This window comes from Runella defluvii (assembly GCF_014195535.1).
GTDB classification, from domain to species: Bacteria; Bacteroidota; Bacteroidia; order Cytophagales; family Spirosomataceae; genus Runella; species Runella defluvii.
Window position 1 is genome coordinate 535,434 of the sequence record NZ_JACIBY010000003.1, and the last position, 11,761, is coordinate 547,194.

The 11,761-nt window shown below is 44.5% G+C and carries 14 protein-coding genes; 7 read left to right on the forward strand and 7 right to left on the reverse strand.

Annotated features, from left to right (window positions below; translation table 11 throughout):
- Positions 1 to 107 precede the first annotated feature (107 nt).
- The 6 genes from secG to FHS57_RS09765 form a co-directional block, all read right to left on the reverse strand.
- Positions 108 to 470 carry a preprotein translocase subunit SecG gene (gene secG / locus FHS57_RS09740; protein WP_183972954.1) on the reverse strand — a complete coding sequence of 121 codons (363 nt, stop codon included), beginning with the start codon at positions 468 to 470 and terminating at the stop codon, positions 108 to 110.
- A 51-nt stretch (positions 471 to 521) separates the two neighbouring features.
- Positions 522 to 1,340 carry a DUF8458 domain-containing protein gene (locus tag FHS57_RS09745; RefSeq protein WP_183972957.1) on the reverse strand — a complete coding sequence of 273 codons (819 nt, stop codon included), beginning with the start codon at positions 1,338 to 1,340 and terminating at the stop codon, positions 522 to 524.
- A 24-nt stretch (positions 1,341 to 1,364) separates the two neighbouring features.
- Complete coding sequence (gene lptE / locus FHS57_RS09750; protein ID WP_229601296.1) at positions 1,365 to 2,009, reverse strand: LPS assembly lipoprotein LptE; 645 nt, start codon at positions 2,007 to 2,009, stop codon at positions 1,365 to 1,367.
- Positions 1,996 to 3,342, reverse strand: coding sequence for a sigma-54 interaction domain-containing protein (locus tag FHS57_RS09755; protein ID WP_183972959.1), 1,347 nt, complete (start codon positions 3,340 to 3,342; stop codon positions 1,996 to 1,998). Before FHS57_RS09755 ends, lptE begins: the two co-directional genes overlap by 14 nt.
- A gap of 6 nt (positions 3,343 to 3,348) precedes the next feature.
- Positions 3,349 to 4,797 (reverse strand): tRNA (N6-isopentenyl adenosine(37)-C2)-methylthiotransferase MiaB, encoded by a 1,449-nt coding sequence (miaB, locus tag FHS57_RS09760; RefSeq protein ID WP_183972961.1) that lies wholly within the window; start codon positions 4,795 to 4,797, stop codon positions 3,349 to 3,351.
- A gap of 117 nt (positions 4,798 to 4,914) precedes the next feature.
- Complete coding sequence (locus FHS57_RS09765; protein ID WP_183972963.1) at positions 4,915 to 5,244, reverse strand: tetratricopeptide repeat protein; 330 nt, start codon at positions 5,242 to 5,244, stop codon at positions 4,915 to 4,917.
- Between the two features lie 108 nt (positions 5,245 to 5,352).
- Here FHS57_RS09765 and FHS57_RS09770 point away from each other — a divergent pair, with 108 nt between their 5' ends.
- The 3 genes from FHS57_RS09770 (at position 5,353) to FHS57_RS09780 (ending at position 7,968) form a co-directional block, all read left to right on the forward strand.
- The gene (locus tag FHS57_RS09770; RefSeq protein WP_183972965.1) at positions 5,353 to 6,090 is read left to right on the forward strand and encodes an electron transfer flavoprotein subunit beta/FixA family protein; all 738 of its coding nucleotides are present in this window, start codon (positions 5,353 to 5,355) and stop codon (positions 6,088 to 6,090) included.
- Positions 6,091 to 6,127: 37 nt separating this feature from the next.
- Positions 6,128 to 7,093, forward strand: a complete 966-nt coding sequence (locus FHS57_RS09775; RefSeq protein ID WP_183972967.1) for an electron transfer flavoprotein subunit alpha/FixB family protein — start codon at positions 6,128 to 6,130, stop codon at positions 7,091 to 7,093.
- A gap of 284 nt (positions 7,094 to 7,377) precedes the next feature.
- The gene (locus tag FHS57_RS09780) at positions 7,378 to 7,968 is read left to right on the forward strand and encodes a bifunctional nuclease family protein (protein WP_183972969.1); all 591 of its coding nucleotides are present in this window, start codon (positions 7,378 to 7,380) and stop codon (positions 7,966 to 7,968) included.
- A gap of 151 nt (positions 7,969 to 8,119) precedes the next feature.
- Here FHS57_RS09780 and FHS57_RS09785 read toward each other — a convergent pair whose 3' ends face one another.
- Positions 8,120 to 8,992 carry a DUF2911 domain-containing protein gene (locus tag FHS57_RS09785; protein WP_183972971.1) on the reverse strand — a complete coding sequence of 291 codons (873 nt, stop codon included), beginning with the start codon at positions 8,990 to 8,992 and terminating at the stop codon, positions 8,120 to 8,122.
- A gap of 114 nt (positions 8,993 to 9,106) precedes the next feature.
- On the opposite strand from FHS57_RS09785, the gene FHS57_RS09790 reads away from it, so the two are divergent.
- From FHS57_RS09790 to rpe, 4 genes are all read left to right on the forward strand, one after another.
- The gene (locus FHS57_RS09790; protein WP_183972973.1) at positions 9,107 to 9,658 is read left to right on the forward strand and encodes an NUDIX hydrolase; all 552 of its coding nucleotides are present in this window, start codon (positions 9,107 to 9,109) and stop codon (positions 9,656 to 9,658) included.
- Positions 9,659 to 9,722: 64 nt separating this feature from the next.
- Complete coding sequence (locus FHS57_RS09795; RefSeq protein ID WP_183972975.1) at positions 9,723 to 10,112, forward strand: hypothetical protein; 390 nt, start codon at positions 9,723 to 9,725, stop codon at positions 10,110 to 10,112.
- 75 nt (positions 10,113 to 10,187) lie between these two features.
- Positions 10,188 to 11,039 carry a bifunctional transcriptional activator/DNA repair enzyme AdaA gene (locus FHS57_RS09800; RefSeq protein ID WP_183972977.1) on the forward strand — a complete coding sequence of 284 codons (852 nt, stop codon included), beginning with the start codon at positions 10,188 to 10,190 and terminating at the stop codon, positions 11,037 to 11,039.
- A 43-nt stretch (positions 11,040 to 11,082) separates the two neighbouring features.
- On the forward strand, positions 11,083 to 11,739 hold the full coding sequence (rpe, locus tag FHS57_RS09805) for a ribulose-phosphate 3-epimerase (RefSeq protein WP_183972979.1): 657 nt from the start codon (positions 11,083 to 11,085) through the stop codon (positions 11,737 to 11,739).
- Positions 11,740 to 11,761: the final 22 nt, after the last annotated feature.

Here is an 11,761-nt window from a genome sequence, read left to right on the forward strand (position 1 = left end):
TTCCCAACCTAAAAATTCCAACACACTCCATTATAACACACAAAAAAGCCACGAAGAATTGATTTCTTCGTGGCTTTTGGGCTTCCGTTGGAAGCAACAGCACTGACTTATTTCTGCGCTGGTTGTTGTGCAGGAGCTGGTGTAGTTGCTGGAGCAGGCGTTGTAGGCGCGGGAGCCGAAGGCAACGAACGTTGGTTCGCTTTCTCTACGTTTACGCTGTTGATTCCACCTGCCGCTTGAGGCTCACCGATGAACAAATGCGAAACCAACGCTAAAATCGCCATCGCACCTGCCAATCCCCAAGTGATTTGTTCCAAAAGGTCAGTCGTACGTTTTACACCAAACATTTGGCTCGCACCACTTCCTCCAAATTCTCCTGCTAAACCGCCTCCTTTTGAGTTTTGAACCAATACGATTAAAACCAACAATACAGCGATAATAGCAATTACAACGATAAATACGGTAAACATTTTTTTGTTTTCAGTTATGAGTTTTCTAGTTCAAGATTGACCTTTCACTTGCTACTCCGTGGTTAAGTCTTTTATCTTTTCGGCAAAGTACGCCTTTTTTTCTGGTTTTTTCAACATCAGTTGCTCGTATATTTCAATGGCCCGTTCAATTTTTCCTTGCCGAACCATGATTCGCGCCATCCCTTCGCTTACTACCTCTCTTCTGACGGTAGAGTTTCGCTTTTTGGCAAGGTCTTCAGGTTCAACATTAACTACGTCGTTCAGATTAGCGCGGATGGGACCAATTCGAGCTTCATTTTCGATGAAGCTATCAATGATGTCCATCTGAATTTGGCGTTCAAGTTCTCGATGTAACTTTACATTTTCTTCGGCTGTTGAACTCTCAATCTGTTCTAAATCATTCTGCAATACGTTCTCGCGCAATGTCGTGTCGTCAATAGGTGGCAATTCTGGCATCAATGTTTTCTGCTGTAATGAATCTAATGGTTCGTCAAAAAGGCTAATTTTTGGTAATTCAGGCAAATTCCATCGGGGTTTTGCCAATGATTCCACTTCCTTTTTCTGATAATCAGCTGGCCACAATACATTTTCAAATTTTTTACTCTTGAGATTGGGCGACCATTGAAATTCGTTTTGGATTAATTTTCGCAACGTATTTCGACTTATTGAATACGCTGCGGCTTTCTGAATGGGAACTTCCGCCACTTCTGGCTGATGAAGTGCAGTTGCTTTGGCAATCAATACCCGTAAAGTTTGACAATAAGGGTACAAATCGGACGCCTCCTTGAGGTGAGGAATGTCAGCCTCCGTAATATCGTCTGGATGCGACGTCCAGTACGAAAATGATTCTTTTACGTAACGATTACTCATATATGGGGTCGTTTTATACAAAACCTACCAATCTCCTGCCGACTTATTAAAAATATCTTGGACAATTTGATCCAAAATTTGGGGTACAAGTCGGCTTTCTACTTGGCTTAGTGTCTGACTTTGAGGAAAATCTTTGAAGAATGAAAAACTTTGATCGAAGTTCTTTTCTTCATCTTTGTTATTGGTAAACTTTACCTGAATCGTAATAGAAAGTCGGTTTAGAGCCGCTTGGTCATTGGCAGTGGGTGCCGCAGGAGTAACTTCATAGGCAGTAATAGAACCCTCCAACTGCAAATCGCCGTTTAGCGGCAATAGCGCCAAACTGGTATTACGCTGATAATACTCCTTCATTTTTTCATTGAACTGCAACGCCATGTTGGCTGGCCCCCCCGCAGTACCCATCGTAAAGTTTGTAATCGTCACACTTTTAAAATCGGGCGAAAGCGTCGTTCCTCTAAAAGAATAACAGCCTGACAACGATATACAAAGAGTCGTTAGGAATATCAGGTTTACGGTTTGTAATTTACGGTTTGAAGTTGGGGGTTGCTGGTTTACAGTTTGAGGTTTAGGGTTTAGAGTTAAAGCCCGAAATCCAAAAACAGGAAACCCCAAACTCAAAACCCGAAACAAGAAACCCGAAACAGGAAACCGAAAACTAATCTTCTTCAATATCATACTGTTTTATCTTACGATACAATGTTCGTTCTGAAATCCCGAGGGCTTGAGCTGCGTATTTTCGTTTGCCAGCGCTGCGTTGTAAAGCCTTCACAATCATCTCTTTCTCTTTGTGTTCCAAGGAGAGCGACTCATCCTCTGCTGTTTCGTGAGAAATATCCACTACCTCATTCTCAATGCTATCGTAAGGGGAAATCTGAATAATACTGGGGGTATTATTCGACATTGCCCCAGATGAATGCTGCGTTGCGGATGCGTTGAGGGCTGTTCCGCTTGGCAACAGTTTCGTAGTTTCTGATAAAGGCTGCGTGTCGGCTTCTATACTACTAAATAGACTACCATGTTCGCGCAAAATCTCTCCGTGGTGGGCATCGCCGCTCAACAACTTCAATACCAGCTTCTTGAGGTCATTCATATCGCGCCGCATGTCAAACAAAATTTTGTACAACAATTCTCGCTCATTAAATGACTCTCCCCCTGCGGCATTGTTACCTCCTGCTCCTAAAAACGTCATCGAGCGCGTCGTTGATGCGTAATTAGGTAAGTATTTTACCAAAACTTGCGGTGTAATTGGTACTTTATTTTCCGCCTCTAAGATTTGGATTTGCTCGGCAATGTTTTTTAACTGACGAATATTCCCTGGGAAATTATAGCTAATCAGCATTTCTTTCCCTTCATTCGTAAGCGTCACAGGTGCGATTCGGTACCTTTCTGCAAAATCTGAAGTAAATTTTCGAAACAATAAATCTATGTCGCTTCCCCGTTCACGAAGGGGTGGCACGGCAATAGGTACTGTATTGAGTCGATAATACAAATCTTCCCGAAACTTACCACGTTGCACTGCGTCAATCAAATTTACGTTTGTTGCCGCAACCACACGAACATCGGTTTTTTGTACTGCCGATGACCCCACACGGATAAATTCCTTGTTTTCCAATACCCGCAATAAACGTGCTTGGGTCCCTACGGGCATTTCGGCAATTTCATCCAAGAAAATTGTACCACCGTTGGTAATCTCAAAATATCCTTTACGGTCTTCGATAGCTCCCGTAAACGAACCTTTCACGTGGCCAAACAACTCAGAGTCAATGGTTCCCTCGGGAATTGCGCCGCAGTTGATGGCAATAAATGGGCCATGTTTACGTGAACTAAGATTGTGAATTATCTTAGAAAACGACTCTTTCCCACTTCCACTTTCTCCCGTTATGAGCACTGTCAAATCGGTGGCGGCTACCTGCATCGCTACGTTAAGGGCGTAGTTGAGGGCAGGTGCATTCCCGATAATGCCAAAACGGTTTTTAATGGATTGAATTTCAGGGTTTGTCATTGGTTCCTAAACTGTTTCTACCACATGGCCAATCAAAGTAGCCGACGAGCATTCTGTTACTAGCACTTGTACGTAGTCTCCTTTTTTGAAATTTTCTTTCGGGAATACTACCACTTTATTTTGGTCGTTGCGGCCACACAAGAAATCATCCGAGCGCTTTGATGGCCCTTCTACCAACACTTTGTGGATCTTACCTACGGCCAATTGATTGCGCTCGCTTGAGTGCTGCAATTGTACCGCAATCACTTCTTGCAAACGGCGTTTTTTTACGTCCTCCGCAATGTCATCTTTGAGTTTTTTGGCAGCTGGTGTTCCTGGGCGTTCTGAGTAAGCAAACATGTACGCATAATCGTATTTTACGTACTCCATCAGCGTCAACGTATCTTGGTGTTCTTCTTCCGTTTCCGAACAAAAGCCCGTAATCATGTCCGTCGAAATACCACAATCCACCCCTAAAATCTCACGAATACGGTCAATTTTTTGGATGTACCAGTCACGGTCGTACGTACGGTTCATGATTTTCAACACGCGGCTGTTTCCGCTTTGGGCAGGCAAGTGGATATATTTACAGATGTTTTCGTACTTTTTCATCGTCCAAAGTACGTCATCGGTAATGTCTTTAGGGTGTGAAGTACTAAAACGTACGCGCAAATCTGGGCTAATGGTCGCAACCATTTCCAACAACTGTGCAAAATTCACCATCGTAGGTAAATCATTGTTTTCGGCAGTTGCTTCTGTCCCTTTCCACTTATATGAATCCACATTTTGACCCAAAAGCGTTACTTCACGGTAGCCTTCATCAAAGAGTTGTTGTGCTTCACGAACTACGCTAAAGGGATCGCGGCTACGCTCACGTCCACGGGTATAAGGTACTACGCAGAAGCTACACATGTTATCGCAGCCACGCATGATACTGATATAAGCCGTGATTCCGTTGGAATTGAGGCGAATAGGTGATATATCGGCATACGTTTCTTCGCGGGAAAGAAATACGTTTACTGCTTTTTGGCCCGTTTCTGCCTCTTCTACCAACCGTGGTAAATCGCGGTAAGAATCGGGGCCTGCCACGATGTCAACAATTTTCTCTTCTTCTAAGAGCTTGGTTTTTAGGCGTTCTGCCATACATCCCAACACACCCACAATCATACCTGGGCGTTTTTTCTTCAACGTGTTGAGGTGTTTCAATCGGTTTCTAACTTTCTGCTCGGCGTTATCACGGATTGAACAAGTATTTAAGAAAACGACATCGGCCATGTCTTCCGAAGAAGTAGTGGCAAAATCGGCATTACGCATAACTGCGGCGACGATTTCGCTGTCCGAAAAATTCATCTGACAGCCATAGCTTTCGATAAACAGCCGTTTTTTTCCTGCCGCCAATTCTTCTTCACTCACTTTCACGACTTCGCACGCCTCTTTATCGCTTTCCGACAATATTTTTAATGTTGAGGTAATCATTCCAATAATTCGTTAAAAAAAAATTGAACCACAAAGGTACAAATTATAGACGACAAAACTGACAAAGTGGCAGAGTTTAACAAACTTTAAGGGGTTCACTCCCCAGGTTGCTGGGCTTTACCAATCTTCCTGTTCATCCAAAAATTGGCGGTGTGCGCGTTGTAGCTCTTGGAGTGTTTTGGTATTTTGTTGTTGGAGAGCCAATTGCATCCCTTTTTGGTACAATGCCTCGGCCCGTTCGAGGTTTTCGAGGGCCGCATACAACGCCGCAGCATGGTAATACGTTGGTAAATACGAAGGATGCTCTTCCAACAAAGTATCAAAATAGACTTTGGCCTTCGCCGTGTCTTTGTTTAGATACTCCATTGCCAACGCATATGCATTAAAAGGGTCTTGAGAATCTTCTTCGTAAAATTGAAGCAGTAATTCGAGTCGGTTATTGTCCATAAAAAATTATTATGCAAGCATACTATTTTTAAACCTTGTGCTTTATATATTTGCACCAACAAAATAAATCTCCTTAAAGTTATATTTCAAATAATCCCGACGAAGCACATGAAAATTTTAGTTTGCATTACCAACGTACCTGATACAACGGCCAAAATCAGTTTTACCGACAATGACACTAAATTTAACAAAGCAGGCGTGCAGTACATCATCGGCCCATACGATGACTACGCCCTTGCCAGAGCCGTTGAATTGAAAGAAAAGCTTGGAGGAACCATCACTGTTTTGAACGTAGGCGAAGCCGAAAGTGACCCTCAAATCCGTAAAGCATTGGCCATTGGTGCCGACGATGCCATTCGTGTCAATTGCGACCCGCAAGACTCGTACTTTACCGCTGCCCAAATTGCAGCCATTGCCAAAGATGGAAGCTATGACTTGATTTTGATGGGACGCGAATCCATTGATTTTAACAGTGGAGTTGTTCACAGTTTGGTGGGCGAAATGCTTGGAATTCCGTCGTTTTCTCCTGTAATGAAACTTGATATTGAAGGTTCTACCGCCAAGTTTGCCCGCGAAATTGAAGGAGGTAAGGAAAACTTGGAAGCGCCACTTCCGTTGGTACTCGGTTGCCAAGAACCTATCGCTGAATGGAAAATCCCTAACATGCGTGGAATTATGACTGCTCGTACGAAGCCCTTAAAAGTGGTTGAACCAGTGGCCGTTGACGAGCTTGCGACCTTGGACAAATATACCTTGCCAGCCCCTAAAGGTGCTTGTAAGATGATTCCTGCCGACCAAGCGGAAACCCTCATTTCATTGCTCAAAACAGAAGCGAAGGTGTTGTAAAAACTGTCAATTTTCAAACGCAAAAAACTTAGAAATCATGTCAATTTTAATATTTGTAGAACTCGACAACGGTAGTATCAAAAAAACATCTTTGGAAGCCGTTGCTTACGGGGCAGAAATTGCCAAAGTAAAAGGAACAACCGCCACTGTATTGGCCATTGGCAATGCCGAAGCGTCGGAATTAGCCTCCGCAGGTGCGTACGGAGCCAGCAAAGTTTTGCACGCCAACGCGTCAGAATTAGCCACTGAAAATGCCATGGCTTACGCCTCGGTATTGGCCGCCGCAGTGCAGCAAGAAGGAGCTGAGGTTGTTATTTTACCAAAATCAGGTTTGTGTGATTCGATGGGGGCACGTGCCGCCGCTAAATTAGGCGCAAGCATTGTATCAGGTGTCACTGAGCTGCCCGATTTGACCGACGGTTTTAAAGTAAAACGCAGTATTTATACAGGAAAAGCCTTTGCGACAGTCGCGGTAAAAGGAGCAATCAAAATTTTGGGTATTAAGAAAAACGCCATTGAGGCCATTGCTGGCAGCGGAAGTGCCGAGGTTGTTGGCTTCTCTCCTGCCCTTGGTGGTGGCGATTTTGTGGCAAAAGTAATAAGCCAAGAAAAAGCCAGCGGCGAGTTGTCGTTGACCGAAGCCGACATTGTGGTGTCGGGTGGACGTGGAATGAAAGGCCCTGAGCATTGGCAACCGCTTCTCGACTTGGCACAGTCACTTGGTGCAGCTACGGGTTGTTCAAAACCAGTTTCTGACCTTGACTGGCGTCCTCACCACGAGCACATTGGCCAAACGGGTATCAAAGTAGCACCTAATTTGTACATTGCTTGCGGGATTTCGGGAGCCATTCAACACCTTGCGGGCGTCAACTCGTCCAAAGTGATTGTGGCTATCAACAAAGACCCCGAAGCGCCATTTTTCAAAGCCGCCGACTATGGTATCGTAGGTGATGTATTTGACATTTTACCTCGCTTGACCAAAGCGGTGAAAGAGAGTAAATAAGAGGCAAAGGGCAAGTAGGCAAGAGGCAAAAAGCAAGCTTGCCCTTTGCTAATTTGCCTTTTTGCCTTTTGCTAATTTGCTTCTTGCCCTTTGCAAGTTTGCTTCTTGCCCTTTCAAGTTTGCCCCTTGCTCTTTGCTAATTTGCCTCTTGTCTTTTACTAATTTGAAACTTCGTTGAAAGTTCCACTGTTACAAACCTGCGGGAGAAAAGAAAGCCTTTTCAAATCCCCGCAGGTTTATTATTTTTGTGTCCTAAAAAAAGCCGTGCTTTAGCATTTATCATAGTGGAAAAAATAAAACTTGAAATTTTGGGGCTTTCCCCAAGCCAATCCCAAACTGGTTCGTTTGCTTTGGTGTTGGGAGAAGAATACGGGAACCGTCGTTTACCGATTATTATAGGGATGTTTGAAGCGCAAGCCATTGCGATAGAAATAGAAAAAATCCAGCCCAATCGTCCCATGACCCACGACTTGTTCAAGTCGTTTGCAAAGGCATTTAATTATTCAGTCAGTGAGATAATCATTTCGGATTTAAAAGAAGGTATCTTCTTCGCACGTTTGCAATGCACTGATGGCATCCGTGATACGGTTATTGATGCGCGCCCTTCTGATGCCATAGCCATTGCACTTCGTTTCAATGTACCAATTTATACGTACGAAACCATTTTGTCGGAAGCAGGTATTACCTCTGGCTCACAAACTGATGCCGACGAACCCATAGAAGAAATTGTTCAGTCGTCAAAGCCACGTTCGTGGACTGACCAAATCAAAAACATGAGTTTGGAAGAGCTCCACAAAGTGTTAGAACAATCTCTCAACAACGAAGAATACGAAAAAGCCGCTAAAATTCGTGACGAAATAGCCCGTCGGAATTAAACTCGCCTGTTTTAAAAATTATAGCTCACCAAAAAAGCCCCGTCTTCACGGGGCTTTTTTGGTGAATGGCAAATTAGGCTTCCCGTCTGACTATCGTCTGACGTGTTCCTCGCGTCAGACGATAGTCAGACGCGAGGAACAGAGAAAATTTTTACTTTTTCTTCTTAGTAGGCAACACAGGCACTGGAATTTTTGAGGCAAACTCAGCGGCGCCTTTTTCGATGGCATCTTTAAAGAATGGGAAAGAAGTATCGTTGCTCGACTGACCCAAATCCAACGCTTTTTTCGCCAACGGTGCTGCTTCAGCAAAGTTACCTAACTTAGCCAAAATCTGGGCTTTCGTCCAAACGTTACGGAAAGTCTCTTTGTAAGCTACCGCTTGGTTGACCATCGAAAGGGCTTTTTGGAGGTTACTTCCTTTGCCCAACAAATACGTTGCACCCGCATTCATGTTGTTAGCACTTGCTTCCGCTGCTTTATCAATGGCTGTTTCCACAATTTTAGTCGTAGGTATTGCCAACAATGGGCTTACTTTCACTTTGTCCCATTTGATGTCCAGATTAGCCGTAGAATCCGTAATGTTTGAGAAACCTATTTCAAACGATTCCGTCATGGCAGCTTGCTCAGGCTTCACCGATATACGGGCCACGTCGTCTGCTTGTTTGTATTGTTCGGGCGCAGTAGCTGCTGATTTATTGATAATTACCGTCCACGCATCCGCATTTGGAATGCTGTAAAGGAAGTACTTACCCGCTGGAACCGTTTTACCATCCAACATAATATCCGTCGAAAACTCAATGGCAGTTGCTTGGTTGGCACCCGTGCGCCAAAACTGTCCATAAGGAACAAGTTTACCAAACACCTCACGGCCTTTTACGGCTGGGCGAGAATATTTTACCGTAATGTCAGTGACTCCTACAGTTTGCATCACTGTCGCTGCTGGACTAGGTTGTGGGGTACGGATTTGGGACATAGCCATACCGCTAACAAAAGTTAAAGCAGTGATTACCAACGATTTTTTCATCTTTTTAGGTATTTTATTAAATAAATTTGGGAAATTTTCGAGGCGAAGATACGGAAAAGAATGTGATAGATTCCATACCTTCGTCCCTGAATATTGTGCAATTTTAACAAACGTATGAACCGTACTCCACTTCTTCAACTCCTCCAAGCGTACCAACCCGCCGACACCGAAGAACAACGCATGTGGCTCGAAACCATTGAATTTGTGAAACAAAATCCTGCGTGTTTTGAGCGCTCACTCCAGATTGGTCACATCACTGGTTCTGCTTGGGTGGTGGACGAAACAGGACAGTTTGTCCTGCTGATGCACCATCGAAAACTCGACCGCTGGTTTCAACCTGGTGGCCATGCCGACGGCGAATGGGATATTTTACAAGTAGCAATTAAGGAAGCACAAGAAGAAACGGGCTTAGGGTCGGTTGAAGTCGTGTCTCATTCAATCTATGATGTGGATGTTCACCTAATCCCTGCGAATGCCAAAGAGCCTGCCCATTTTCACTACGACATACGTTTCATACTGCGTGCCAATAAATCTATACCCTTGAAAATCAACAATGAATCCAAAAATTTGGTCTGGGTTCCGCTGGAAGAGGTAGCGCACTACAACAATTCTGAATCTATTATGCGCATGGCACGCAAACAAAAATTAAGTATTTTTTTTGAGTAAAACAGGTAATTCCGCTTATCTTTGGTACTTTAAGTAATGTATTCCAATCAGAACAAGTACCATCATGAAGCGTACCTTAACTCCATGTCGAAGCATGGCGGTTATGTGTTTGTTGTGGGTTCTAAATTCCCATCTCAGTAACGCACAACACAACAAAGAAGACCGCAATAATTATCCTTCGCCCCAAAACAACCCTAAAACCACCATTAGGGTGGACAAAGCACCTTTTGTTTTTTCGCCGCACTTGTCGTACAAAGAGCAGAAACAGATTCAAATGAGTAAAAAACAGGTAGGCGGGATTACTTTTGCGGTCAAATCCGTTAAAAGTCAGCCCACTAATTACAAACAACCTACCCTCCGAAGTAAAAACAAGTTTCAGAAAAAAAGCCAAATGGTTGCCGATACCTCCGCGCCTTACGTGCGCTACGAACTGAGTGACTCGACCGACCAATGAGGCCAATTGAGCAAGATTCGGATTGAATGTACTGCTGATTTCTGCCTATTTTTGCTGAAAGAAATCTCCCCAGAAATGGACACAATCAGCGAACAACAACACATTGATTACCAACGAATTGAAAAAGCGATTCGTTTTATTGAAGCTAATTTTCAACAACAGCCGTCGTTGGCAGAAATTGCCGAGCACGTTGCGTTGTCGGAGTTTCACTTCAACCGACTTTTTAGCCGTTGGGCAGGAACGAGTCCACAGCGATTTTTGCGTTTTTTAACCAAAGAATTTGCCAAAGAACGCCTCGCCCAGTCGGCCAACTTACTTGATACCACCCTTGAAGCAGGCTTATCGAGCACCAGTCGCTTGCACGATTTGTTTGTGACCTACGAAGCCATGACTCCCGCTGAGTTTAAGCACCAAGGGCAAGGACTTACCATCCACTTCGGCATCCATGAAACGCCTTTCGGGGCTTGTTTTATTGCAGTTACGGCTCGGGGGGTGATGGAATTGCGATTTTTGGAGGAAGATGAAGCCGAACCGCTCACCCATTCGCTCCAGCAGGATTGGATAAATGCTACCTGGATTCACGCGCCCGAAATCACGCAATCTACGGTCAATCAGATTTTTGATGTTTCCCATGACGCGGCACAGCCCATTACGGTTTTATTGCGCGGCACCAATTTTCAAATCAAAGTTTGGGAAGCCTTGTTATCTATTCCGAAAGGACAACTAGCTAGTTATGAGCAAATTGCCCAACGAATCGGCCAACCTTCTGCCCACAGAGCCGTAGGAACTGCCATTGGAAGTAACCGCATTGCTTATCTGATTCCTTGCCATCGGGTTTTACAAAAAGTCGGTGGGATTGGGGGCTATCGCTGGGGTATTACCCGAAAAAAGGCAATTTTGGGCTGGGAAATGAGCCAGATTTCGTAAAAAAAAGGCGAACTTTGCGGCCAAAATCAAGATTTCTTTTTTCATGACTTCTCCCCTTATTGCTCCTTCGGTTTTGGCCGCCGACTTTGCTAATCTCCAACGCGATGTTGAAATGCTTAATGCAAGTGAAGCCGATTGGATTCACGTTGACATCATGGACGGTGTGTTTGTACCAAACATTTCATTTGGGCTTCCCGTCACTGCTGCCATTAATAAACACGCTCAAAAACCGCTGGATGTTCATTTAATGATTGTGCAACCTGAGCGCTACCTTGCCGCCTTTCGTGACGCAGGCGCCGAGGTGTTGACGGTTCATTACGAAGCTTGCCCGCACCTCCACCGTACTATTCAACAAATCAAGGACTTAGGAGCCAAAGCAGGGGTTGCCCTTAACCCTCATACGCCCGTAAGCGTTCTCGAAGACATCATTGCCGATTTGGATTTGGTACTAATTATGTCCGTCAATCCAGGTTTTGGTGGGCAAAAGTTCATCGAGCGCACGTACGAACGCGTTCGCCAAGCTGCTGCCCTGATTGAGAAGCAAGGAAGTCAGGCAGTTATTGAAATCGACGGTGGAGTGAACCAAGTCAATGCCCCACTCCTCTACCACGCAGGTGCTCGGGCCTTGGTAGCTGGCAGCTTCGTGTTCAACGCCCAAGACCCCGTTGAGACGATTGCTCAGCTTAAGAAGGTTTGGTAGATAATTCCATTAGCCCTACTTG

What these genes read in the sequence shown, in the direction of transcription:
- secG (WP_183972954.1), bottom strand. Translation starts at nt 470, where the DNA reads ATGTTTACCGTATTTATCGTTGTAATTGCTATTATCGCTGTATTGTTG.
- FHS57_RS09745 (WP_183972957.1), bottom strand. Translation starts at nt 1,340, where the DNA reads ATGAGTAATCGTTACGTAAAAGAATCATTTTCGTACTGGACGTCGCAT.
- FHS57_RS09755 (WP_183972959.1), bottom strand. Translation starts at nt 3,342, where the DNA reads ATGACAAACCCTGAAATTCAATCCATTAAAAACCGTTTTGGCATTATC.
- miaB (WP_183972961.1), bottom strand. Translation starts at nt 4,797, where the DNA reads ATGATTACCTCAACATTAAAAATATTGTCGGAAAGCGATAAAGAGGCG.
- FHS57_RS09765 (WP_183972963.1), bottom strand. Translation starts at nt 5,244, where the DNA reads ATGGACAATAACCGACTCGAATTACTGCTTCAATTTTACGAAGAAGAT.
- FHS57_RS09770 (WP_183972965.1), top strand. Translation starts at nt 5,353, where the DNA reads ATGAAAATTTTAGTTTGCATTACCAACGTACCTGATACAACGGCCAAA.
- FHS57_RS09775 (WP_183972967.1), top strand. Translation starts at nt 6,128, where the DNA reads ATGTCAATTTTAATATTTGTAGAACTCGACAACGGTAGTATCAAAAAA.
- FHS57_RS09785 (WP_183972971.1), bottom strand. Translation starts at nt 8,992, where the DNA reads ATGAAAAAATCGTTGGTAATCACTGCTTTAACTTTTGTTAGCGGTATG.
- FHS57_RS09790 (WP_183972973.1), top strand. Translation starts at nt 9,107, where the DNA reads ATGAACCGTACTCCACTTCTTCAACTCCTCCAAGCGTACCAACCCGCC.
- FHS57_RS09795 (WP_183972975.1), top strand. Translation starts at nt 9,723, where the DNA reads ATGAAGCGTACCTTAACTCCATGTCGAAGCATGGCGGTTATGTGTTTG.
- FHS57_RS09800 (WP_183972977.1), top strand. Translation starts at nt 10,188, where the DNA reads ATGGACACAATCAGCGAACAACAACACATTGATTACCAACGAATTGAA.
- rpe (WP_183972979.1), top strand. Translation starts at nt 11,083, where the DNA reads ATGACTTCTCCCCTTATTGCTCCTTCGGTTTTGGCCGCCGACTTTGCT.